Annotated in this window: 19 protein-coding genes; 13 read left to right on the forward strand and 6 right to left on the reverse strand. The window is 56.0% G+C overall.

Translation table 11 applies throughout. The features are described from left to right. On the reverse strand, window positions 1-1,479 hold the full coding sequence (locus tag AB2L51_RS02255; RefSeq protein WP_395580938.1) for an aldehyde dehydrogenase family protein: 1,479 nt from the start codon (window positions 1,477-1,479) through the stop codon (window positions 1-3). Between the two features lie 245 nt (window positions 1,480-1,724). On the opposite strand from AB2L51_RS02255, the gene AB2L51_RS02260 reads away from it, so the two are divergent. The 13 genes from AB2L51_RS02260 to AB2L51_RS02320 all read left to right on the forward strand — a co-directional run bounded on the left by AB2L51_RS02260 (window position 1,725) and on the right by AB2L51_RS02320 (window position 16,031). Continuing rightward, window positions 1,725-3,104 carry an aminotransferase class III-fold pyridoxal phosphate-dependent enzyme gene (locus AB2L51_RS02260; RefSeq protein WP_395580939.1) on the forward strand — a complete coding sequence of 460 codons (1,380 nt, stop codon included), beginning with the start codon at window positions 1,725-1,727 and terminating at the stop codon, window positions 3,102-3,104. A 54-nt stretch (window positions 3,105-3,158) separates the two neighbouring features. Next, window positions 3,159-3,458: a (2Fe-2S)-binding protein gene (locus tag AB2L51_RS02265; protein WP_395580940.1), complete on the forward strand. Its 300-nt coding sequence runs from the start codon at window positions 3,159-3,161 to the stop codon at window positions 3,456-3,458. After that, complete coding sequence (locus AB2L51_RS02270) at window positions 3,443-4,828, forward strand: FAD/NAD(P)-dependent oxidoreductase (RefSeq protein ID WP_395580941.1); 1,386 nt, start codon at window positions 3,443-3,445, stop codon at window positions 4,826-4,828. The genes AB2L51_RS02265 and AB2L51_RS02270 overlap by 16 nt, the downstream gene beginning before the upstream one ends. After that, window positions 4,825-5,991, forward strand: coding sequence for an NAD(P)/FAD-dependent oxidoreductase (locus tag AB2L51_RS02275; RefSeq protein WP_395580942.1), 1,167 nt, complete (start codon window positions 4,825-4,827; stop codon window positions 5,989-5,991). The genes AB2L51_RS02270 and AB2L51_RS02275 overlap by 4 nt, the downstream gene beginning before the upstream one ends. A 181-nt stretch (window positions 5,992-6,172) precedes the next feature. Further along, window positions 6,173-6,841, forward strand: a complete 669-nt coding sequence (locus tag AB2L51_RS02280) for a haloacid dehalogenase type II (RefSeq protein WP_166115059.1) — start codon at window positions 6,173-6,175, stop codon at window positions 6,839-6,841. Between the two features lie 93 nt (window positions 6,842-6,934). Continuing rightward, window positions 6,935-8,560, forward strand: a complete 1,626-nt coding sequence (locus AB2L51_RS02285; RefSeq protein ID WP_395580943.1) for an ABC transporter substrate-binding protein — start codon at window positions 6,935-6,937, stop codon at window positions 8,558-8,560. Next, window positions 8,557-9,513 (forward strand): ABC transporter permease, encoded by a 957-nt coding sequence (locus tag AB2L51_RS02290; protein ID WP_395580944.1) that lies wholly within the window; start codon window positions 8,557-8,559, stop codon window positions 9,511-9,513. The genes AB2L51_RS02285 and AB2L51_RS02290 overlap by 4 nt, the downstream gene beginning before the upstream one ends. Then, the gene (locus AB2L51_RS02295; protein ID WP_395580945.1) at window positions 9,510-10,325 is read left to right on the forward strand and encodes an ABC transporter permease; all 816 of its coding nucleotides are present in this window, start codon (window positions 9,510-9,512) and stop codon (window positions 10,323-10,325) included. The genes AB2L51_RS02290 and AB2L51_RS02295 overlap by 4 nt, the downstream gene beginning before the upstream one ends. Continuing rightward, the gene (locus AB2L51_RS02300; RefSeq protein ID WP_395580946.1) at window positions 10,322-12,115 is read left to right on the forward strand and encodes an ABC transporter ATP-binding protein; all 1,794 of its coding nucleotides are present in this window, start codon (window positions 10,322-10,324) and stop codon (window positions 12,113-12,115) included. The genes AB2L51_RS02295 and AB2L51_RS02300 overlap by 4 nt, the downstream gene beginning before the upstream one ends. 25 nt (window positions 12,116-12,140) lie before the next feature. Continuing rightward, complete coding sequence (locus AB2L51_RS02305; protein WP_395580947.1) at window positions 12,141-13,601, forward strand: NAD-dependent succinate-semialdehyde dehydrogenase; 1,461 nt, start codon at window positions 12,141-12,143, stop codon at window positions 13,599-13,601. Window positions 13,602-13,680: 79 nt separating this feature from the next. Next, window positions 13,681-14,178 carry an Lrp/AsnC family transcriptional regulator gene (locus AB2L51_RS02310; protein WP_166115069.1) on the forward strand — a complete coding sequence of 166 codons (498 nt, stop codon included), beginning with the start codon at window positions 13,681-13,683 and terminating at the stop codon, window positions 14,176-14,178. Continuing rightward, window positions 14,175-15,062 carry a GNAT family N-acetyltransferase gene (locus tag AB2L51_RS02315; protein WP_395580948.1) on the forward strand — a complete coding sequence of 296 codons (888 nt, stop codon included), beginning with the start codon at window positions 14,175-14,177 and terminating at the stop codon, window positions 15,060-15,062. The genes AB2L51_RS02310 and AB2L51_RS02315 overlap by 4 nt, the downstream gene beginning before the upstream one ends. 39 nt (window positions 15,063-15,101) lie before the next feature. Continuing rightward, window positions 15,102-16,031: a 2-hydroxyacid dehydrogenase gene (locus tag AB2L51_RS02320; protein WP_395580949.1), complete on the forward strand. Its 930-nt coding sequence runs from the start codon at window positions 15,102-15,104 to the stop codon at window positions 16,029-16,031. A gap of 137 nt (window positions 16,032-16,168) precedes the next feature. Here AB2L51_RS02320 and AB2L51_RS02325 read toward each other — a convergent pair whose 3' ends face one another. The 5 genes from AB2L51_RS02325 to AB2L51_RS02345 all read right to left on the reverse strand — a co-directional run bounded on the left by AB2L51_RS02325 (window position 16,169) and on the right by AB2L51_RS02345 (window position 23,142). Continuing rightward, window positions 16,169-17,452, reverse strand: coding sequence for an NAD(P)/FAD-dependent oxidoreductase (locus tag AB2L51_RS02325; protein ID WP_395580950.1), 1,284 nt, complete (start codon window positions 17,450-17,452; stop codon window positions 16,169-16,171). A 21-nt stretch (window positions 17,453-17,473) separates the two neighbouring features. Beyond that, window positions 17,474-18,802 (reverse strand): MFS transporter, encoded by a 1,329-nt coding sequence (locus AB2L51_RS02330; RefSeq protein WP_395580951.1) that lies wholly within the window; start codon window positions 18,800-18,802, stop codon window positions 17,474-17,476. A gap of 13 nt (window positions 18,803-18,815) precedes the next feature. Then, window positions 18,816-19,526, reverse strand: coding sequence for an HAD-IA family hydrolase (locus AB2L51_RS02335; protein ID WP_395580952.1), 711 nt, complete (start codon window positions 19,524-19,526; stop codon window positions 18,816-18,818). Between the two features lie 24 nt (window positions 19,527-19,550). After that, on the reverse strand, window positions 19,551-22,007 hold the full coding sequence (locus tag AB2L51_RS02340) for a TonB-dependent receptor (protein ID WP_395580953.1): 2,457 nt from the start codon (window positions 22,005-22,007) through the stop codon (window positions 19,551-19,553). Between the two features lie 445 nt (window positions 22,008-22,452). Then, the gene (locus AB2L51_RS02345) at window positions 22,453-23,142 is read right to left on the reverse strand and encodes a cupin domain-containing protein (RefSeq protein ID WP_395580954.1); all 690 of its coding nucleotides are present in this window, start codon (window positions 23,140-23,142) and stop codon (window positions 22,453-22,455) included. Between the last annotated feature and the right edge of the window lie 73 nt (window positions 23,143-23,215).

Here is a 23,215-nt window from a genome sequence, read left to right on the forward strand (position 1 = left end):
TTACTCCGCCGCCATGAGCACGCTTTTAAGCCTCAGATTAGCTTCAAACGCCTGCCTGCCAAGGTCTTTGCCAATACCGGAACCGCCAAACCCGCCAGTTGGAATAACAAAATCTGAAGAACGGCCATAACGGTTTACCCACACTGTGCCAGCCTTGAGCGTACGAATGGCGCGCATGGCTCTGGGCAGGGAGGCAGTATGCACACCGGCCGCCAGCCCATAAACGGGATGTTCAGCCAGTGCAAATGCCTGATCATCCTCATCAAACACCTGTATGGCCAGTACGGGACCAAACACCTCTTCCTGCCATATGGGGCATTCTGCATTCTGCACCCTCACCATACCGGGGGAGAGGAAAACTCCACCAGTGTTCGTATCCATGCGTTTGCATGCGACCAATTCCTGAGCACCGGCATGCACACTGCCTTGCACCAATGCAAGAATACGGTCTGCCTGAGGTTCTGAAATAATGGGGGAATACGAGGCGTTTTCATCCCACGGGGCTAATGCCTTTACTTGCCCGCACCGTGCAACAAGTGCTGCAATCAAGGCTTCAGCCACACCACGCTGCACAATAAGGCGGGAACCGGTAACACACACCTGCCCGGCATTGCCCGTAAAGGCGCGGAAAATGCGGTCAGCCACATCATCCACACTCGGAATATCATCAAACACCAACTGCGGGCTTTTCCCCCCCAGTTCCAGCGTAACCGGCTTTGGCCCACTTTCGGCCGCAGCTTTCATGACTGCAATACCCGTGCGGGTGGACCCGGTAAAACTGAGTTTGCCAATAGCCGGATGCCGACAAATGGCCTCCCCCGTTGCAAGGCCAGTGCCCTGCACAACATTGAACAACCCTGCGGGCATTCCGGCCTCAACCGCCAGTTCCGCCAGTCTGACTATTGAAAACGGCGTCATTTCAGATGGCTTGAGCACTGTGCCATTCCCTGCGGCAAGGGCGGGCACCACTTTCCAGCTCGCCATGACCAGCGGAAAATTCCATGGCGCAATGGCCCCGGTCACGCCATAAGGTTCATACACGGTCATACCCAGAAGATTGGTGGCCGTTGCGGCTACGTCTCCACCAACCTTGTCGCAATACTCTGCAAAAAACCTTATCCCTTCAGCAAGGAAAGGAATATCCCAGCCAACTGTCTGGGCAATGGGGCGGGTGGAACAGACTGTTTCCAGCCGGGCCAGTTCCATGGCATTGCGTTCGACCAGATCAGCCCAGCGACGCAGAACTTTTGCACGCTCGCGTGGGGCACAGCTCGCCCACCCACTTTCGCGCTGTACGCGGGCAGCAGTTTGTGCGGCCTCGTCCACCAGAGCGGCTCCGGCTTCTGGCAGATATGCCAGAACACGGCCATTCCCTGGGCTGGTTACGGCAATATCCGCCCCACCGGGCACAAGCTTGCCTGCCAGAAAATGCCCAACGGGCAGCGCTACATCTTCTGGACGAAAACCAAGATTGCTCACGCTCTACTCCCCTGCATTGTGGCTGTTGCAAGCACCATATAGGTCATTGCGGTATCGTAGTTTTTCTTATCCCCACCGCTGGCGCAAATACTAAAACGGAGCAAAGAGCAATTTAATGCTTTCTGGTCGCCCTCACCCCCAGAACAGCACAATCCGCTATCACAACGACTGGTTACGGCACCATATTTTCCGCCTGTAGCAGCATAGGAAAAACAAGGCCAACAACACAACGGATACTAACTGCCATGACTCCAGAGACACTCGTATCACTCGATCGCGCTCATCTGATTCATCCCGTCTCATCATGGCGTGATCAGGAAGAACATGGACCTCGTATCCTGCAATCCGGTCAGGGATCATGGCTGACCGATATTCATGGCAACAAATTGCTCGACGGGTTTGCCGGGCTCTGGTGCGTTAACGTGGGTTATGGCCAGCAAAGTGTTGTGCAGGCCGCCGCAGAACAGATGACCCGCCTGCCCTACGCCACCGGCTATTTTGGCTTTGCAAGCGAGAGCGCCATTACCCTTGCCTCCCGCCTTGCTGCCGTAACCCCGGGGGATCTTAACCGGGTCTTTTTCTCTCAAGGTGGGTCAGATGCCGTGGATAGCGCCCTGCGCTTTATCCGCTTTTACCAGCATGCCCGTGGCACACCAGAAAAACGCCATGTGATTGGTCTGGCCCGTGGCTACCACGGCAGCACTTATACCGGTGCTGGCCTTACTGCTCTTGCTGCTTTCCACCGCAATGCGGATGTGCCTCTAGCCTGGCAGCATCACATTCCCAGCCCCGACCCTTACCGCCACCCCAAAGGACCGGATGCCGCCGCCATCATTGCTGCCTGTGTGGCTGACCTCCACAACAAGGTGGCCGAACTTGGTGGGCCTGAACACGTAGCCGCATTCTTCTGTGAACCCGTGCAGGGGTCGGGCGGTGTTGCTGTGCCTCCGGTAGGGTGGCTGAGTGCCATGCGCAACGCCTGCCGGGAGCTGGATATTCTGTTTGTAACAGACGAAGTGATTACCGGTTTTGGCCGCACCGGTCCCCTGTTTGCCTGTGAGCATGAAAATGTTGTGCCGGACATGATGACCGTCGCCAAGGGCCTGACATCTGGCTACGCCCCTATGGGCGCCGTATTCATGAGCGAGGGCATGTATGCCACAATCCGCGATGCAACCCCCGCAGGTGTTGCTGTCGGTCATGGCATGACCTACAGCGCCCACCCCGTTAGTGCTGCCATTGGCCTTGCCGTGCTGGACCTTTACCAGAACGGGCTACTTGAAAACGGCGTACGCTCCGGCGTGCATCTGGCCAAGCGCCTTGCCAGCATGAAAGACCATCCTCTGGTGGGCGATACCCGGTCCATGGGCATGCTTGCAGCCATTGAACTGGTGACAGACAAACAGGCCAAAACCAAGCCTGCCGCCTCTTTGGGTATTTCCAAAAAACTGGCCAGAATTGGTTACGAAAATGGCGTTCTGTTCCGCGCCTTTGGCGATGACATCATCGGGCTGGCTCCTCCATTGTGCATGACGCTGGAAGAGACAGATATTCTGTGCGATCGTATCGAGGTCGTATTGAACACCTTGCTGGACGACAAGGACATAGCCGCAGCAATTGCCTGAGACACCGAGCCGTGGCGCAAACACCGCCACGGCCATGGCAGGAGATCCACCCTCATGAAGGGACTTTTCCGACGTGTGTCCGAAACACAACGGTCACTCATTACCATCACAGTCAACGGACAGCCCGTAACAGCGCTTGAGGGAGACACCATTCTAACCGCGCTCCTTCTGGCTGGCGCGCAACTCCGTTTGAACGAGTTCGATCAAAAACCACGCGCGGGTTTCTGCCTCATGGGAGCCTGTCAGGATTGCCGCGTATGGACTGAAAGCGGCGATGAACTGCGTGCCTGTTCCACCCCGGCCACCCCCGGCCTACGTATAGTGACAGCAGAGGTGCCATGGACAAGCCAGTAGTTATTGTTGTCGGAGCGGGGCCTGCTGGCACACGCGCGGCACAAACCCTTGCCCAGGCAGGCCTACGCCCGATTGTGCTGGACGAAAATCGCCAGCAGGGTGGCCAGATCTACCGCAGGCAACCGGAAAATTTCATACGCCCGGCCTCAAAGCTCTATGGGGCGTCTGCACGTGCCGCCACAGCATTGCACAAGGCTTTTGCAGACTTGCTCCCCCGTATCGACTACCGCCCCGAAACACTGGCATGGGGCGTTGTGGACCAGCAGGTTCTGGTTGAACATAACCAGCGGGTGGATGCCATTTCCTATGATGCGCTGATCATTGCCACGGGGGCTACCGACCGCATTATGCCCTGCCCCGGCTGGACATTACCCGGCGTATTTACCCTTGGGGGTGCCCAGATCGCGCTCAAAGCACAGGCCTGCGCCGTTGGTGCGGCCCCAGTCTTTATGGGTACGGGACCGCTTCTGTATCTGGTCGCGTGGCAATATCTCAAAGCCGGTATAAAACCGCAGGCGGTACTGGATACATCAACCCTTAAAACCCGCCTTAAAGGCCTGCGCGGCCTTCGCCACCGGCCCGCCATACTGGCGCAGGGTGTGCGTTATATGGCCGAGCTCATGCGTGCAGGCGTGGCCCTGCATGCAGGGATTCAGCCCGTGCGCATAGAAGAGCGGGATGATGAAGGCGGGTTGCGTGTAAGAGGTGTAACCTGGCGCAACAGCCGAGGCCAGCTACGCCATACCGTGGGGGATGCCGTAGGCATGGGGTATGGCCTGCGCTCGGAAACGCAACTGGCCGACCTGTTGAAATGCGATTTCGCTTTTGACTCCATATCCCGCCAGTGGCTGCCCATTACGGACGTGGATGGTGCAACCTCACAACAGGGTGTTTATACGGCCGGTGATGGCGCTGGCATACGCGGCGCGGATGGTGCTGAATCTGCTGGAGCTCTGGCCGCCCTGCGCTGCCTTGCTGATCTGGGCTTTAGTGTATCCCCTCAGGAAGTCGTACGTTTGCGTAAGGCGCTGGAGCCTATGACTGCCTTCCGTGAAGGATTGGAAGCGGGTTTTCCGTGGCCATGGCGTCATGCCGCCTCCTTGCCGGACGAGACTGTTATCTGCCGCTGCGAAAACGTGACAGCGGGAGATATCCGCCGTGCGGCCGGGTCTCTGGACGCACCGGAACTCAACCGCGCCAAAGCCTTTGTACGTGTGGGCATGGGCCGTTGTCAGGGGCGCATGTGCGGCCTTGCCGGGGCAGAAGTTCTGGCAGCCGCCCGAAAAACGCCCATTGAACAGGCAGGCCGCATCCGCAGTGCAGCTCCCATTAAACCCTTACCCGCCAAAATCCGGGGTATTATGACATGAGCCATCCTGCCCAGCCTGTTACAAACACCACTGCACGAGCCGATGTTATTATTGTTGGCGGCGGTATTATGGGGGCTGCAACCGCGTTTTTTGCGCGCCAGCGGGGTTTGTCCGTTATTCTGCTTGAGCGCGATCTGGTCGGCCAATATGCCTCAGGCACCAATTTTGGTAATGTGCGCCGTCAGGGCCGTTTTTTGCCCCAGCTCCCCCTTGCCAACAGGTCCCGCGCCCTATGGGGCGACCTTCCCCGCCTGATTGGAGAAAATGTTGAATTCCTGCCCACTGGACATGTACGCGTTGCCTTTAAAGCCGAGGACAGTGCCCGACTGGAAAAATACGCGCAGGACTGCAAACCCTACGGGCTAGAACTGGAGCTTTACAATGGTCGCAAGGCTGTAGAGCGCTTTCCCATGCTCGCGCCGGATGTAGACTGCGCCTCTTTTTCTCCGCTTGACGGGCACGCCAACCCCCGCCTTGCCGCTCCGGCTTTTGGCCGCGCGGCGCGACGGGCGGGTGCCACCGTGCAGGAACGGACTGAAGTCAGCCATATTACGCGCACAGCAGAAGATTTTGTGGTGGAAACTGCTGATGGTCTACGCTTTACTGCCCCACTGCTCCAGATTTCCAGCGGAGCATGGGGACAAAGAATGGCTGCCGCTTTTGGCGAAAACCTTCCCCTCACCCCCAAAGCACCACAGATGGGGGTAACAGAACCCGTTCCTTACCGTATTCACCCGGTTATCGGCTATGCTTCGTGGGTAGAAGAAGAAGGCGTATATCTGCGGCAGGTGGAACGCGGGAATATTGTATTTGGTGGCGGGCTGCGCAGCACCGTGGACCTGAATACCAAACGAGCACAGCTTAACCCGCTGAACCTCGTACGGCAGATGCCACATCTGGAGCGCATTCTACCCGACTTTGCCCGCCTGCGCATTATCCGGACATGGAGCGGCATTGAAGGCTATACTGATGATGATCTACCCGTCATGGGGCCAAGCGCTCGTGTGCCGGGTCTTTTTTATGCCTTTGGTTTCTGTGGTCATGGTTTTCAGCTCGGGCCGGGTGTAGGGGCCACCATGGCAGACCTTCTGGCTACGGGTAAAACCGAAATTCCCCTTGAACCGTTCAGCATTACCCGGTTTGCGGCCCCGGTTAGCCCATAACATTCCCTGATCTGCCTGCCGTTTTGGGGCGGGCAGATCAGGCCAGATATGTCCACCGCATTATCTGTGGTCCCTTTTCCAACATACAGAAGGCTCTGCTGCATAAACCAAGAAAGCAGTAGCATTCTCCATTCGGTTTATGTTGTCATACCGTAACGTTAACCAGACGGATAAAAACATCATGACGACGTTCAGGCCAAAATTCGTAACATTTGACTGCTACGGCACACTGACCCGCTTTCGCATGAGCGACATGGCGCGCGAGCTTTACGCAGATGTCGTTCCCCCCGAAAGCATGGAACAGTTCTGCAAGGACTTTGCCGCCTACCGGCTGGACGAGGTTCTTGGCCCATGGCAGCCCTACCGTTACGTGCTGCTCAATGCCGTGGAACGCACCTGTAAAAAGTGGAATGTTCCCTTCGCACCAGAAGTAGCCAACAAGTTTTATGAAGCCGTTCCCACCTGGGGTCCATGGGACGATGTGCCCGCAGGGCTGTCCAAGGTTGCCAAGGAAGTGCCTCTGGTCATCCTTTCCAACGCATCCAATACACAAATCCACTCCAATGTAGCCAAGCTTGGCGCACCTGTGCATGCTGTCTTTACGGCGGAAGACGCGCAGGCATACAAACCGCATATGCGTGCATTTGAATACATGCTGGACAAGCTGGGTTGCGGCCCGGAGGACATCCTGCATGTTTCATCCTCCCTGCGTTATGACCTGATGACCGCGCATGATTTGGGTATTCGCAACAAGGTTTTTGTCGCTCGCGGGCATGAACCCTCCACGCCGTATTACGGTTACACCGAGATCCCCGACATTGGTGGCCTCCCCGGCGTTCTGGGCCTCTAAGCCTTCACTCCGGAGCGGGGCGATTACGCCAATATAGTATTCGCCCCGTTCTGTTTCCTTTTCCCCCTGTTTTCCCCCAGTTGGAGCGTGTTGATGCTGAACCGACGCAACATGATGAAACAGGGAACATGCCTGCTGGCCTCAGGTTTTTGTGCGGTTCAACCGTGGTCAGGTGCTGCGTGGGCGGCTGGTGGCAATGCTGACGGAGCCGGTTTGGCAGAAGCCAGGCCGCAGGACGCACAACCCCGCACCGGCGGGCACGTGCGGGCCGCCTCCACCTCAGGCTCCCTGAGCGATACGCTGGACCCTGCGCGTCAGTCCATGGCGACTGATTACATGCGGGGCAATATGTTTTACGATGGTCTTGTCGCACTGGACGAGACCCTGACCCCCCATCCCGCCCTTGCCCTGAGCATCGACAGCACCGATTTCAAAACATGGCATATCCAGTTACGCAGTGGCGTATGCTTCCATGATGGGGCACCCCTGACATCGGCTGATGTTGTGTATTCCATCCTTCGCCATAAAGCACCTGAGCTTGGATCGCAGGTCCATTATCTGGCCATGGCCATGCGCACCGTAAAAGCCGATGGACCACTTGGCGTCGTGATCGAACTGGATGCACCCAATATTGCATTCCCTTCTGTTCTGGGGTTGACCAATTTTGCCATTATCCGCGATGGTACAACCCAGTTTCATAAAGCCAATGGTACTGGTCCGTTTACCTGTGCCGTTTTCCAGCCCGGCATCCGCTCAGTAGCCCTACGCAATCCCAATTTCTGGAAATCTGATGGCGTATGGGTAGATTCTCTTGAACTCATTTCCATCAGTGATGATATGGCACGGCATAATGCCCTGCTCTCGGGTGATGTGGACATTATTGCTTCCGTGGACCCCCGGCTTGTAGCACTCATCCGCAAACGCAATATCTCAGTGCTGGAAAGCCCGACAGGGACTTACACCAATCTGGCTATTCGTCAGGATGTGGGGCCGGGCCAGAACCCGGATTTTGTGCAGGCGATGAAGCTGCTGTTCAACCGCGAACAGATGCGCAGTTCCATTTATCTGGGCTTTTGCCGCACAGGCAACGACCAGCCCCTCCCCCCCGAACACCGTGACTGCAATACAACCCTGCCTCAGACCAGATTTGACCCGGACAAGGCGAGATTCCTGCTCAAAAAAAACGGTTTTCTCAACCAGAGCCTGCCACCACTCATCTGCTCTCCCGCGGCAAACGGGTCTGTGGAAATGGCCGTGCTCCTCCAGAATGCGGCCCAGAACATCGGATTGAAGCTGGATGTACGCCGTATGCCTGCTGATGGGTACTGGAGCCAGTCATGGATGCGTTTCCCCATGGGGTTTGGCAATGTTAACCCCCGTGCCTCCGCGGATATGACCTTTGCGCTCAGCTTTACCTCGACTGCCCCATGGAATGAATCCCACTGGCGCGACCCACAGTTCGACCAGTTGCTCGCCCTCAGCCGCCAGGAGCCAGATTCTGCAAAACGGCGCGCCCTGTATAACGATATGCAAGCCATGATCCATACGGGTTCGGGCGTATGCATTCCAAGCTTCATTACCAGTCTGGATGGCTTTCACCCCCGCATACAGGGTTTACGCCCACATCAGGGGGGGCAGTTGATGGGGTATAATTTTGCCCGTCACATCTGGGTGGATGAACAGACGCCCCCCTCCGCAGCAGGGGGGACTGCTCCATGACGGCAAAGCTTGGCATAGCCATTGCCCGCAGGCTTGGCGCATCCTGCGTATCGCTTGTTTTTGTAGTGGTCGCGGTCTTTTTTATTACCTCCGCCCTGCCCGGCGATGTGGCGCAATCCCTTCTGGGGCAGGCGGCAACACCAGATGCGGTTGCCGCCCTGCGTCACAGCCTGCGGCTGGACGAACCTGTTCTTCTGCGTTTTGCAAGCTGGGCAGGTGGATTGCTCCGGGGTGACTTTGGCATGTCACTGGTCAGCCACCAGCCTGTCATGAGCATGGTGCACGAACGCCTTCTGCACTCGCTTTTACTGGCTGGTATTACAACGCTTTTTGCAGTTCCCATGGCTTTGCTGCTTGGCACGCTTTCGGCCATATTCCGCAATACGGTTTTTGACCGTTGTGTGTCCGTACTGACACTTTGCGTTGTTTCTGTTCCCGAGTTTCTGGTCGCAACACTGGCGGTTCTGGTGTTTGCCGTGCAACTGCACCTGCTGCCCGCCCTTGCCAGTATCAGTGATATTCATTCCATCGGATCGTTTCTGGCGGCGTTCTCCATGCCGGTCGCCACACTGGGATGTGTGATTGTGGGGCAGATGGCACGCATGACACGCGCCGTCATGGTGAATGTGCTCAGCTCATCATGGGTGGAAATGGCCGTACTCAAGGGAGTATCTCCCACAGCCATTATCCTGCGCCACGTTTTACCCAATGTTGTAGCGCCACTGTTCAATGTGATGGCGCTCAGCCTTTCCTACCTGCTCGGAGGCGTGGTCATTGTGGAATCTGTTTTTCATTACCCCGGGATCGCCAGTCTGATGGTGGATAGTGTGACATCACGCGATATTCCGCTGGTACAATCCTGTGCTCTCATCTTTTGCGCCGCCTATCTGCTGCTGACCACGCTGGCCGATATTGTCGCCCTGTTCTCCGCGCAGGAAAGGAGCCGTGCATGATGCTGACCCTGCCCCTGCCACGCTCCCTGACCCCATTTTTGCAGGCACCAGCACTCCTCGCCATGCTGTGGCTGCTACTGGCCCTTATCGGGCCATGGATTGCTCCTTACCTGCCCGGAGAAGTGGTGAGCACCACCGTATTCGCTCCCGTGTCGGTCCAGCATCTGCTGGGCACGGACTATCTGGGCCGCGATGTACTGACCCGCCTGCTCTATGGCATCAGCAGCACCGTACTGCTTTGTGCGGCTTCCACAGTCATGGCCTGCGGCGTTGGCGCCTTTCTGGGCATGATGGCGGCCCTTAAACGAGGGATGACCGATACCCTGCTCTCACGCTTCATGGATGGTGTGATTTCCATCCCCTCGCTGTTAAGCGGGCTTGTGGCGGTGGCAACCTTTGGCTCCTCCATGCCGGTGCTTGTACTGGCGATGGCATGCATTTACTTGCCCGGTTCCTACCGCACATGCCGGATGCTGGCACTCTCCATCGTGCAGAAAGACTTCATCCTTGCCGCACGGATGCGGGGAGAAAAAACGAGCTATCTGGTCCTGCGGGAAATCCTGCCCAACATGGCAGGACCAGTGCTGACCGATGTGGGGCTACGGTTTATTTATGCCGTAAGATTACTGAGCAATCTCAGCTTTCTGGGTGTCGGGTTACAACCCCCGCAGACAGATCTCGGCTCCCTCACGCGGGAAAATCTGCTGGGTCTTGTTTACGGAGCGCCAGCCGTTATCGCGCCAGCACTGACCATTGCGTTTCTGACCGTGGGGCTCAATCTTGCTCTGGACAGTAAAGGGCGCCGCCAATGAACGGGTATTCTACCCTGCCCCTTATTACGGTCCGGAACCTCTGTCTGACTGGCCGCAGGGCCGCAGGACCGGAAACCACCATTGTCTCCAATGTCAGTTTTGACGTGGCGGAAGGTGAGATGCTGGCTTTGATCGGTGAATCCGGCTCAGGTAAAACCAGCATTGCCCTTGCCCTGACCGGCTATGCCCGCGCGGGCTGCCGTATCGCTCAGGGCGAGTTACGGGTAGCCGGACACGACGTACGCAGCATGGATGCGGGCGAATTACGCAGCTTTCGGGGCAAAACCATTGCCTATATTGCCCAGAATGCCGGTGCCGCCTTTAACCCGGCCCTGCCTCTTATGGAACAGGTGATCGAACCGGCCCTGACCCACCACATCCTCCGTCGCAAGGAGGCCGTGGACCATGCCATAGCACTGTTCGAAATGATGGCCCTGCCCACGCCCCATACTATTGGCGCGCGCTACCCGCATGAATGTTCAGGGGGACAACTCCAGCGGATCATGGCCGCCATGGCGCTGATAACCGAACCTGAAGTGGTTATTTTTGATGAACCCACAACAGCACTGGATGTAACGACACAGATCGAAGTGCTGGAAGCTTTTAGGCTCGCCATGCGCAAGTGTGGGTTTACGGGTGTTTATGTCACCCATGATCTGGCCATTGTCGCCCAGATGGCCGACCGCGCCGTTGTGCTCAAAAATGGCAGCGTGCAGGAAGAAGGCCTGACCAGACAGATCCTGAGCAAGCCCACCCAGCCTTATACCCGCCAGCTTGTTGCAGCCAGCCAGCAGCACCTGCGCAACCACAATGCGTTGCCGCCCGCGACACCGTTGCTTGATGTGCAGAATCTGATGGTCGGTTATGGGGCCATTATGGCCGACGGTCACCCCAGACATACCATTGTCAACAACGTAAGCCTGCCCGTTCGCGCGGGTGAAACACTGGGGATTATTGGCGAATCAGGTTGTGGTAAAAGTACCCTTATCCGGGCCATAGCCGGTATTCAGCCCTGGTCAGGGGGCAACATGCTCTTTGCTGGCCAGCCCCTCCCCCCCAGAATTGAGGACCGTACCCCCCAGCAGCACCAGCACCTGCAACTGGTCGCGCAGAACGCGGATCTGGTGCTTAATCCGGCCCTGAGCGTAGGTGCCACGCTCCGCCGTGTTCTGACATTTTATAACGAAGATGCCTCGGACGCAGCCCTGAACCGGGTTCTGGACATGGTGCGCCTGCCTGCTGCCGTGGCCGGGCGCTACCCCACCCAGCTTTCCGGTGGCCAAAAACAGCGCGTCAACCTTGCGCGCGCTCTGGCCGCCCGCCCCCGGCTTGTGCTCTGCGATGAAATTACCGCAGCGCTCGATACCGTTGTGGCCGCCGCCATTCTGGACCTGATGATGGAACTCAAGCGCGAGCTGGGGCTATCGTGGCTTTTTGTTACGCATGACCTGCACGCGCTCCGTTCTGTCTGTGATCATGTGGCTGTTCTGTACGCCGGGCATTGCGTGGAGTTCTCCACGGCGTCCGCCATGAACACGCCCCCACACCACCCCTATACCCGCAAGCTGGAAAACTCCGTGCCAGAAATGCAGCCCGGCTGGCTGGACGAGGTTATTCGGCAAAACGGATTAAAACCGGGCAGAACGACCCCGGTTCCTGCTCATGGCTGCTGCTACATGCCGCGATGCCCGGTCGCTGTCGCAGACTGTGCTCAAACCCTACCCCCAACGTGGCAGGCGCCTTCTGGCGCACTGATTAACTGCCACTTACAGGCATCAGACCTATCCTGATCCCCTTTTTATGAGGAGAAATACCATGGCGCAACCTGCCCTGACTGATTCCACACTCTTCCGCCAGCAGGCTTTTATAGCCGGTATCTGGTGTGATGCGGGAGACAACCAGCGGATTGATGTGGATAATCCGGCAACGGGAACCATTATTGGTTCCGTGCCAGCCTGCACTGCACAGGACACCCAACAGGCGATTGAAGCCGCACGCATGGCGCAACTGGCCTGGAGGCGCAAAACCGGCACGCAGCGGGCCGAAGTGCTGGCCACATGGTACCAGCTTGTTATGGACAATTTGGAAGACCTTGCCACGATCATGACCGCAGAGCAGGGTAAGGTTCTGGCTGAAGCACGGGGAGAAGTGCGTTATGCTGCATCTTTCCTTAAATGGTATGCCGAAGAAGCGCGCCGGAACGAGGGCAGTATTCTAAGCACGACAGACCCCGCCAGACGCGTACTGGTGCTTAAACAGCCTATTGGGGTCACGGCCGCCATTACACCGTGGAACTTCCCGCTGGCCATGATCACCCGCAAATGTGGCCCAGCTATTGCTGCAGGGTGCAGCATGGTCATCAAACCTTCTGAACTGACACCTTTTTCCGCCCTTGCCCTTGCCGTGCTGGGCGAACGTGCTGGCCTGCCTACAGGGTTGCTGAGCGTGATTACAGGCCTGCCCGCAGCGGTGGGCAAAGTCCTGACCGAGAGCCCGGTTGTACGCAAGCTCACCTTTACTGGTTCTACGGGTGTTGGCAAAATCCTGCTCGGACAGTCTGCCGCGACCGTAAAAAAATGCAGCATGGAGCTGGGCGGCAATGCGCCCTTCCTTGTGTTTGATGATGCGGATGTGGAAGCCGCAGCCGAGGGTATTATACAAAGCAAGTTCCGCAATGCCGGGCAGACCTGCGTCTGCGCCAACCGCGTACTGGTGCAGGAAGGCATATGGGACCGCCTGCTTGAGGCCGTTATGCGCAAGGTCGAAGCCTTGCAGGTGGGTGCTGGCATGGACGAGGGCAGCACGATTGGGCCGCTTATCAATGATTCTGCCGTAGCCAAAGTACGCGCCCATGTGGAGGATGCCTTGAGCCGGGGGGCCCGTTACGTGGGTGCGCCCCTGCGCACGGAAGGCCGTTTTGTCTGGCCGGTCGTGCTTGAAGGTGTAACCACTGAAATGCGTGTGGCTCACGAGGAAACATTTGGCCCCGTACTGCCCCTGTTCCGCTTTAAAACGGAAGAAGAAGCCATAGACATCGCCAACAATACGCCTTTCGGGCTGGCCGGCTACTTTTTTACCAACGACATCCGTCGTTTGTGGCGCGTGGGGGAAGCACTGGAATTTGGTATGATCGGGCACAATACCGGCGCCATTTCCATGGAAAGCGTGCCTTTTGGCGGGATCAAGGAATCCGGCCTTGGCCGCGAAGGAGGGCATGCGGGCATGGAAGAATTTCTGGAAACAAAAAGTCTGCACCTTGGCGGGCTTGACGTTTAACATCCGGAACATTCTGATCAGTATTTCATCAGCCCCGCGCCGGGGCTGACCCATCCTTGCGCTGGAGATCGTCTCTGCCATGCAGCCCACCCCAAAGCTGGACAGAATTGACCTTAAAATTCTTACGCAGTTGCAGCGCAATGGTCGTCTGACCAATGTCGAACTTGCCAACAGGGTTGGTCTTTCGGCCAGCCCATGCCTGATCCGTGTCAAACGGCTGGAAGCTGCTGGCTACATAACAGGCTACGGCGCTCAGATTGATATCCGTAAGATCACGTCCATCCTGACCGTGTTTACGGAAATCACCCTGTCTGATCACAGACGCCATGATTTCGCACGTTTTGAAAACCATGTCAGCAAGCTTGATACCGTTGTGGAATGCCACCTGATCAGCGGTGGGTATGACTATCTGGTCAAGTTTATTACCCGCGACGTGGAACATTACCAGACGATCATGGAAAACCTTCTTGAGCTGAACATCGGGATCGAGAAGTACTTCAGTTATATCGTGATAAAATCCCCTATTGTAAAAGAATCTTTTCCGATTCAGGACTTTTTCCCGGAGCAGAAAATTTGACCCAGACCGCAACCTCCCCCCCAATCCTGCAGACCCAGCTCGCATTCCGCCCCATGACCCCGGAAGATCTTCCTCAGGCATGGCAGCTCTCCAAGGATCTGGCATGGCCCCACAGGCTGGAAGACTGGGAGCAGATGCTTGCTCTGGGCAATGGGTTTGTCGCCACAACCATGGACGGCTCCATTGTGGGGACGCTCCTGTGGTGGGCATGGGGCCCCCAGGCAGCCAGTCTGGGCATGATTATTGTCAGCCACGCATGGCAGGGGCATGGCATAGGCAAACACCTTATGGCTTTGGCCCGGCAGGCCCTGCCAGGTTACAGGCTCCACCTGAACGCCACATCCGCCGGAGTTCCGTTATACGAAAAAAGCGGCTTTCGTTCCACGGGTGTCGTCATGCAACATCAGGGCAATGTTTCCACCGTCCCCCTGATCCCCCTTCCAGAAGGCTGCCGTATGCGGCCAATGGGCACTGCAGATCTGGACGCGATCTGTGCCATGGACAAAGCGGCTCTCAAACTCGACCGCTCTACCCTGCTCACGCGGTTGATGGAGGATGGACGCGGTATTCTTGTGGATTCAGAAAAAGGTATTCTGGGTTTTTCCTTCTGCCGTAAATTTGGCTGGGGGCAGGCCACAGGCCCGATTATTGCACTGGATCAGGCTTTTGCCCTGCCCATGCTGGCCTACTGGGCTGGAACCTGCGCAGGGCAGTTCCTGCGCGTGGACATTCCACAGGACGAAACCGTGGCAGGACTGCTTGACCAGTGGGGCCTGTTATGTGTGGGCTCTGTTGTATCCATGTCCACCGAGATGTCTGAAGCCAGAGATGCAACCATACAGTCCCCCACCTGCTATGCCCTGTGCAGCCAGGCGCTGTGTTGAGACTGGTACGACTATTCTTATTTTGTAGGAAACTACGCTATGTCTTTTCTGCTCAAATCCACCCGTGCGCGCGCAGAAGTCTGGAAGCCACTGTTCCAAAAAGCGCTGCCTGACCTTCCCTTCCATATCTGGCCGGAAACTGGAAACCCGGAGGATGTGCGCTTCATTGCCGCATGGGAGCCTCCGGCGGACCTGCTTGAGCACTTTCCCAACCTTGAGGTCCTGTTTTCAGTCGGGGCGGGTGTTGACCAGTTCGATATGAGCGCAATACCCGAGCATGTGACCATTATCCGCATGATCGAACCCGGCCTGACGGACGGGATGGTTGAGTACGTTCTGTGGGCAACCCTGACATTGCACCGCGAGATACTGACCTACCTGGCCGAGCAGAAGCAGCATGTCTGGAAAACCCGACATAACAAAATAGCCTCACAGCGCCGGGTGGGTGTTATGGGTCTGGGCACGCTCGGTACCCCGGTGGCCAGCGCTCTGGCCCATGCCGGGTTTAACTGTCGCGGCTGGTCACGCTCACGCCATGCTGTAACCAATGTAGCCTGTTACGCAGGTGCGGAGGAACTGGACGCTTTTCTGGCTGAAACAGATATCCTGATCTGCCTGCTCCCGCTTACAGACGCTACACGGGGCATGCTCAACGCCGATCTGTTTGCAAAACTGCCTAAAGGGGCGCAACTCATCAATGTTGCACGGGGTGCGCATCTTGTAACACCAGACCTGCTTGCGGCCCTTGATAGCGGCCAGATTGGAGCGGCCATTCTGGACGTAACGGACCCCGAGCCTCTCCCCGCGGACAGTCCTTTATGGACGCACCCCAATGTGTTGATCACTCCCCATGTGGCCAGCAATAGTCAGGCAGAAACCGCAGGACGTGTGCTCCTTGATACCGTACAACGCTATCTGGCTGGGGAGCGGGATTTTCCCTCTAAAGTCAATCGCTCCAAAGGCTATTAACCGTTTATCTGGCAATATAAAAACAGGCGGGGATCGTAATCCCCGCCTGTTCCGCCTCCCTGCTTGACTCCCCGTGGCTGTTAACAGCGTTCCGGTCACCCCGGTATAGGGAGTGACCGGATGGAAGCATAAGACACTCAGGGCTCCAGATTCTGCACATAATCCTTGGCCCGGTAGTATGCCCCCACAACCGGCAGGAAGTGTGACGCCAGACCATAAAACGGAATCTTTGGCCAGGACCGCCCTGCAAGTGGGTTGGTACCGCTCATGCCACTCATGGCTTCAGCCATACGCTGGCCCATGTAAACAGACATCTGTGTACCATGCCCGCTATACCCCATGGTGTAATACACACCATTCCACTGGCCAGCACGTGGCAGACGGTCAACAGTCATATCCACGTCCCCACCCCAGCAATACTCTATTTTAACATCTGGCAAGGCAGGAAGTGTCCGGCGCATGGCGGCGAGCAGCATATGCCCACTTGCAATATCCGTTGTGGTCCGTGAACGTGAAAAACTGGCACGACCGCCAAAAATAAGCCTGTTATCCGCCGTTGCCCTAAAATAGTTATGGATGTTCTGCATCGTCACCACATTGCGGCCACCGGGCATGACCTGCTCAAGAGTTGTGGCATCCATGGGCTCGGTTGCGACAATGAAGCTCCCCACCGGCATAATACGCTGGCGGAACCAGGATGGACCATGCCTGCTGGTGCCAGTTGCCATAAGCACGTTTTTTGCAAAAATCCGGCCATGCGGAGTTGAAACCTCAAAACCTCCCTTACCGGATTTGATCCCGGTCATGGGCGTGTTTTCAAAAATCAGGCCGCCCGCCTTCATAACCGACTGGGCCAGCCCCACACCAAAGCGGCCCATATGCATGCGCGCACTCTGCGGATAGATCAGCCCACTGTTAAACAGATCTGATTCCAGTTCACTCCTGATCTGCTGCCCATCTATAAACTTTACGTCTGGGTCGGCTTCTTTCTGGAGTTTTTCATAATCAGACAACAGAGCAGCCCGATGGGCCTGCAAGTTGCCAACCTTGAGCTTGCCGCAGCGCTCAAAATCGCAGTCAATCGCGTTATCCCGCACAACGGTCTCAACCGTATCAACCGCCGCGTTAAAGACCCTGTAAAGAGATGTTGCCTTATCTACCCCCATATTTTTGCATGCGAAGGAAAAGCTGCCCGCGAGGCCGTTATTCACATGGCCACCATTCCTGCCCGAAGCCTCGCCCACCACGCGCTCACGCTCAAGCAGAACAACAGATGCGCCCAGCTGGCGTAACCGCAGGGCAGCGGAAAGGCCGCTAAATCCCCCCCCTACCACCACGGCATCCACTGAGCCGGGCAGAGCGGCAATGGGGCTGGCTGTAAATGATGGAGCTGTTTCCAGCCAATAAGAGGTTAACTTCATAACGCGTTCCTCATAACCTTATCAGGAAAAGGTAATATGACTAGCCTGGGAAAGGCTGAGCCCTGCTGTTTCTGGTGCCCAACGCCAGGATATAAGTGCCCCAAGGGCAAGAAGAGCAAAAGCGCCAAAAAGGGTTGCCTGCACGCCAAAATGGGCCACTCCAACAGGGAGCAGAAAAGTACCCAAAGCAGCCCCCAGCCTACTGGCAGAGGAGGCAAAACCAACCGCAGTGCCACGTATTTCTGTTGGGAACAGCTCATTTGGATACACGAACTGAAGGCCACTCCCCGCAGCTTCCACGGCTGAATACACAATAAATGCAACCAGAACCGCCCATCCGGCCTGCCCCGGCCAGACCACAATAAAGAGTAGCGAGAGTGCAGCCAGCACAAAAGACCAGATCAGGAGCGTTCTGCGCCCGATTCTGTTGATCAGCCCGAATGTGACCGGCAGAATACCAAGGAACGTAAAGCATGTGACCACACAGGCCGCAAGAACTGGATTGGTCAGGTGCATTTGCGCCAGAATTTGCGCCTGCAGGGTATGGATGGAAAAGGCAGGAGCACTTTGCAGTATCCAGAACACACTCACAAAAAGCAGCAATCCCCGGTAGCGTGGGCTGCACAGCAGAGCCATAACCTGCCGTATTCCCCCATCAGTTCCCGCAGGAGAAGGCGCTTCAAACGCAACATCCATATTCAGGAATGTTTTAACAATATGCCGCGCTTCCGCCACCCGCCCAACGCTGAGCAGCCAGAGAGGAGATTCCGGCATACCCGCACGGCACAGCAGTAAAAAAAGTGATGGTACAAAGCTGGAGCCAAGAATAAGCTGCCAGTTACCGGGAAAAAACGAAAGCAGCGCATACCCGACAATAAAACTGCACACATACCCCAGCCACCAGAAGGTAATCAGCCCGCTCAGTGCCGGTCCACGCCAGCGCCGGGGCATGAACTCGGTCACGTAAGCTGTCGCAATCGGGTAATCCGCGCCAATGGCAATGCCGATAAGAAAACGCCAGACCAGCAGACCGGCAAAGCTGACACAAAAAAACTGGGCGGCGGAAAAGACCGTGAACATAAGAATGTTCACGGTATAGAGGATCTTGCGCCCGAACCGGTCAGAGGTGACCCCTCCCGCCAGCCCTCCCACAAAAACACCGGCCAGAGAGGCAGCCCCCACAAACCCGGTAGCGTTGGCTCCCAGATGGAAACTGGAAACCAGTAACGGAAGCACAACACCAATAATGCCCAGAATATAGCCGTCGCAAAAAGGGCCACCACCAGCAATAAGCGCTAGACGTAAATGAAAGGCCGATGCTGGTATGTCATCAAGGGTCCGGACTTCCATGCCTTGTATCCTCTCAGGAGTATAACATTTGCAGGCCACCCTGGTCTGCCAGGTCTGCGAGTTCCTTCAAGGTAGAAAAATGATAGTCTGGCTTTGTCAGGGTTTCGACCGCAATGGTGCCACCAAACCCACCGATGGCTTTGCGCCGCTCAATCCAGCATACCGTATAGCCCAGTTTACGGGCTATTCCGATGTCATGGTACTGGCTTTGTGCAACGTGCAGAATGTCTCCTTGCAGAATACCATCCCGGCTCAGGCGGCCCCGGGCAAAACCAAAAAAGGCGGTATCCGGTTTTTCGCACAGGGCATCATCCACCGTGATGGAATCATGGAATGGCATGCCGAGCGTTTTTTCCATGCCTGAAAAAGCCCAGCGTTGCGTGTTGGTCATGGCAACGAGCTTGAAGTGCCTGCCAAGGCGCTGCATGGCTTCCACACTATCTGCAAACGCGGGCCAGTCTTTGGCCGCGTAAACAAATGCATCAGCGTAAGCCTCAGTTTCAGGCAGGCCGAACTGCGCAGCCAGTTGCAGGTAAATGGGCTTTAAATCCTGCGGGAAAGGCAGGGTCTGCCCGCGTGCACGCATTCCCCTGTAAGCACTCAGGAATGCTTCACGCTCTATCGTAACTCCACACAACCTTTGCAGCGCGTCTAACATCCCGCTTTCAAAGTCGATCAGGGTACCGACAACATCAAAGGTTAACGCTTTGGGAAAACGGGCCACGTCAAAATCTCCATAACTAAATGCTTAAAAACCTGTCGAGAAGGAAAGGACACCGGCAAAACCACCGCCAACATAGTACTGCGGAGCACTCCCGGCGACCGTATGGCCATTCACCACCATGGTCCGGGCATTGGTTTTGATGCTGCTTGTGCCAGACAGGTAGCCGCTATTGGCAATATTGAGCAGGTTCAGTTGGATCTGTGGATGTTTCGCAAGCCACATATTCTTGAAGCGGTAACCAATATTGGCATTGAACGTTTCATAACCTGAAATGGACTCATCGTTCATGAACGTTGAATACTGTTTGCCAATATAATTCATGTTGAACCCGGCAAAGATGGATCCATCATCGTAGTTCAGACCAATCGCCGCCGTGAATTCGGGCGTATTGACAGCCCGCTTGCCTTTGGTTGGCAGGGCAACTGTCGTGTTGGAACCATCGCTGGTGCCCGCAGACAGATTATTGTCGATGGTCGCATGTTCATACTGCCCCGAAACGTAGGGGCTGAAGTGGTGCCACCGCCGCAGCCCTACTTCGAGCTGCACACCGCGCATGGTCTGCCCACCGGCATCAATCGATTCAGAAACAGGCAGCCCCCCCTGATAGGTGGTTGTGCTCAGTTGCCTGTGCGTAAAATTGTAGTTGAACAGGGAAACAGATACGTTTGCAAAACCTGTGTGTCTGTAACCAATTTCCTCACCAATAGCAAATTCCGGGTTGATCTTGGTAGCATGACGGGTGGACAGCTTGCCACTGCTGATGCTGTAGCGGTCCGCATAGGTCATGATTGAGGCAGGCATACGGAAAGAAGAGGTGCCGTTAATATAGATCTGGTCGTTCGGTGTAATTTTAAAGCTGGCCATGAACTGTGGCAGCGGCTCGGCAACACTCTGCCCGGTAGCGTAGGTTACCCCCGGCACGTTATTGGTTTGCGAACGTGTGACCATGACTTCCTTGAACCCGGCGGTAAGTGTCAGCCGGTCATGGAATGCCTTGTACGTATCGTTGATGAACAGCGCGTTGGTTTGCTGGATGAGGTGAATGTCATATGTCCGCAGCACACTGCCATTGGCAGTCAGGATGGGGTTGTTGCCCCACATGCTCGGCACACTGCCATCCGGGTTGACAGCCTGATAGTTCTGCGGTTCAGACTGGTCAAAGTAGGAATACCATGCACCACCGGTCACCGTGTTATGCCCGCGCGTCCAGGACAGGGCGGCGTTAATACCCGAATATGCCAGTGTGTAGGTATCAATAGAGTCCGCGATAATCGTGTTATTTGTACCCGGAACCTGGAGTGGCCCTGCCGGGTTGGGACCCAGATAACTGTTGTTCCGGTCCAGCGTAGTGCCGCCGTTGTCATACCCCCATGAGTAGGTAAAATACGGGGTAACATCCAGCGCCAGCCCGTGGTCGAACTTCATATTGATCGGCGCGCCCAGAATGAACTTCTTCATCCTGTTTTCGTAATACTTGTAGTAATTCCCGGGTGAGGAACCAAACGGAGTATCGTTATAGTTGAAGTTGACGCCCTGCGCATCCCACTGTGCCTTGGTGGGTGCACGCAGGTAATACTGCTGGGCATCGTTATAGCTCATGACAAAAGCGGCGTGGTTATCGCGGCCCCAGTCTTTCACAAACTTCATATCAACATGGTAACGCTGGGTGCCACCCACACCGCGCCATTCATCCGCCACACGGTGCGAGAAGGAAACAAAGCCCCGTACACCCGTTTTGCCAATTTCACCCGTTTCAACACGGATAAAATGACGGCGCAGGCTGAAGGACCCATAAGAGGCATCAATCAACCCACCAAAATGGTGTGAAGGATCATGCATGGTTTCAGACAGTTCACCTCCAACCGCATTATAGAGTGGGGAGCGTGTATCTGGTGAACCCTGCGTAAGTGTCAGGGACTGGATGTTTTCGTTATCCGCTGCCGCAGATGTATATGGCAGCAGATACACAGGAGCCGCCGCGGGAATACCTTCAAACAGAAAACCGATTTCCTGCTGGTTAAGCCCACGCACGGTCAGGCCCTGCTGGTCATCATTCGTGCCAAGCGGGTCGTTGCCTGCATACACAACGCCAGGAAGACTGGCCACAAGGGCGGCAGGGTTGCTGGTGGGGCTCTGCTTTGCAATATAATCACGCGTCAGACCACTGCGGGATTTGGCAATGGTCTGCGGCGGCATCATGCCCCCACCGGGCGTTCTATTGGTCACCCCATTGGACAGGGTCACATGCCCTGTTACGCCCACTTCTTCCGTTCCAGCCGATTCAACCGCTGTTGCACGGCGTTCGGCGGCACCTGTCTTGGACGCCACGGAGTTTTTACGTGGCAGCGCCTTGGCCTGCCGTTTTGTCACCTGTGTGGACTGATCGGTTTCCGCCCACGCTGTTCCGATACCGGAACAATATAGCCCGCCAAAACTGGCTAAAGAAGAAACCGAGAGCAGCAGAGCCAGAGAACGGGACATGCCCCTCTGCGCCACATTGCGCGGAAACCGCGCCAGCGTACAGTTCCGCGAAACAAAAGAAGTTTGAGTGTTTGCCATGCCTATCCTCCGGAACACCCAAAATAGGGCGGTAAAGCGTGAGACAGCGCCAGTTGTCCGAATGATTATGTGCGGATCAGTGCAGCGGAATACTCCGATTTGCCTAGCTATACAGTACATCATATCGTTTTTATATCGGAATGAGTGAAATTCTCCCGAAGCATGCCATCCTTTCATAATGACTTAAGACCGCCTCTTCCTACCGGCCTGAAAAAAGCCCTGCCCGGGTGATCTGCTTTGATGCAAGACAGCTCGATGCATCCTTGAAAGGAAGCGTAAAAAAAAGGCTGCCATCATGGAATGGCAGCCTTGATGATACTTTTTGAAGGATATGGTGATGCCACCACATCCTCAGATGCTCACCGTTTTACAGTTCTACCGGACGGAAAATACCGTATATTTTTTTTACCACGTCAAGACTCTCCCACGAACAGCTTGCCCCGCGACAGATCAGGAAAGCATCTCCAGCCTTAAAGGTCTGTTTTTCACCGGCTGCGTTGACAAAAGAGACACAACCTTCAAGCAGGTACATGAACTCGTCATGCACATAAGGAATTTTTTTCCTGAAATAAGGAGTTGCTGACCATGTGCCACCATAGAACTGCCCGTTGCACGACCGCCACGCAGGCGCACTCTGGCATTCCGGGGTCGAGCCAATCAGATATTCGGCCGGAGGCGGATTAGAGGGAGACATAACTGCTGCGGTATCAATTGCAACCACACCAGGCTCTCCCTTTTCCGTTTCCGTTACCCCCATGGCAAATAGCCGGGTGCCCGGCGTAGCAGACCATTCAAATGCTGTGCCTGCATTGACCTTGCTCCCCTGCCCTTCAAACATGGAGGTGCCATTGATGGAAAACTGGCCATTCAGCACAAACAGAAAAACATCTTTGTCAACGGCGTCAACATGACCATTACCCTGCGGCGCCACCAGTTCAAGCTGAACCGCACCATCTGTTACAGGCAGTGCGTAGCGGGCTGTTATATAATCTCCGGCTGTAAGCGGGCATGTTGCAGCCAGTGCCTTCAGGTCCAGGGCACGTTGCATATCGAGCATTTTTCTCAATTCCTGTTGCGCATGGTTCAAATCGCTCTGGCCGGGCAGGCCTATTCCCAATAAGGATAACCCC

The sequence above is a fragment of the Acetobacter fabarum genome (assembly GCF_040702925.2).
GTDB classification, from domain to species: domain Bacteria; phylum Pseudomonadota; class Alphaproteobacteria; order Acetobacterales; family Acetobacteraceae; genus Acetobacter; species Acetobacter fabarum_B.

What these genes read in the sequence shown, in the direction of transcription:
- AB2L51_RS02260 (WP_395580939.1), top strand. Translation starts at nt 1,725, where the DNA reads ATGACTCCAGAGACACTCGTATCACTCGATCGCGCTCATCTGATTCAT.
- AB2L51_RS02265 (WP_395580940.1), top strand. Translation starts at nt 3,159, where the DNA reads ATGAAGGGACTTTTCCGACGTGTGTCCGAAACACAACGGTCACTCATT.
- AB2L51_RS02270 (WP_395580941.1), top strand. Translation starts at nt 3,443, where the DNA reads ATGGACAAGCCAGTAGTTATTGTTGTCGGAGCGGGGCCTGCTGGCACA.
- AB2L51_RS02275 (WP_395580942.1), top strand. Translation starts at nt 4,825, where the DNA reads ATGAGCCATCCTGCCCAGCCTGTTACAAACACCACTGCACGAGCCGAT.
- AB2L51_RS02280 (WP_166115059.1), top strand. Translation starts at nt 6,173, where the DNA reads ATGACGACGTTCAGGCCAAAATTCGTAACATTTGACTGCTACGGCACA.
- AB2L51_RS02285 (WP_395580943.1), top strand. Translation starts at nt 6,935, where the DNA reads ATGCTGAACCGACGCAACATGATGAAACAGGGAACATGCCTGCTGGCC.
- AB2L51_RS02290 (WP_395580944.1), top strand. Translation starts at nt 8,557, where the DNA reads ATGACGGCAAAGCTTGGCATAGCCATTGCCCGCAGGCTTGGCGCATCC.
- AB2L51_RS02295 (WP_395580945.1), top strand. Translation starts at nt 9,510, where the DNA reads ATGATGCTGACCCTGCCCCTGCCACGCTCCCTGACCCCATTTTTGCAG.
- AB2L51_RS02300 (WP_395580946.1), top strand. Translation starts at nt 10,322, where the DNA reads ATGAACGGGTATTCTACCCTGCCCCTTATTACGGTCCGGAACCTCTGT.
- AB2L51_RS02305 (WP_395580947.1), top strand. Translation starts at nt 12,141, where the DNA reads ATGGCGCAACCTGCCCTGACTGATTCCACACTCTTCCGCCAGCAGGCT.
- AB2L51_RS02310 (WP_166115069.1), top strand. Translation starts at nt 13,681, where the DNA reads ATGCAGCCCACCCCAAAGCTGGACAGAATTGACCTTAAAATTCTTACG.
- AB2L51_RS02320 (WP_395580949.1), top strand. Translation starts at nt 15,102, where the DNA reads ATGTCTTTTCTGCTCAAATCCACCCGTGCGCGCGCAGAAGTCTGGAAG.
- AB2L51_RS02325 (WP_395580950.1), bottom strand. Translation starts at nt 17,452, where the DNA reads ATGAAGTTAACCTCTTATTGGCTGGAAACAGCTCCATCATTTACAGCC.
- AB2L51_RS02330 (WP_395580951.1), bottom strand. Translation starts at nt 18,802, where the DNA reads ATGGAAGTCCGGACCCTTGATGACATACCAGCATCGGCCTTTCATTTA.
- AB2L51_RS02340 (WP_395580953.1), bottom strand. Translation starts at nt 22,007, where the DNA reads ATGTCCCGTTCTCTGGCTCTGCTGCTCTCGGTTTCTTCTTTAGCCAGT.
- AB2L51_RS02345 (WP_395580954.1), bottom strand. Translation starts at nt 23,142, where the DNA reads ATGCTCGATATGCAACGTGCCCTGGACCTGAAGGCACTGGCTGCAACA.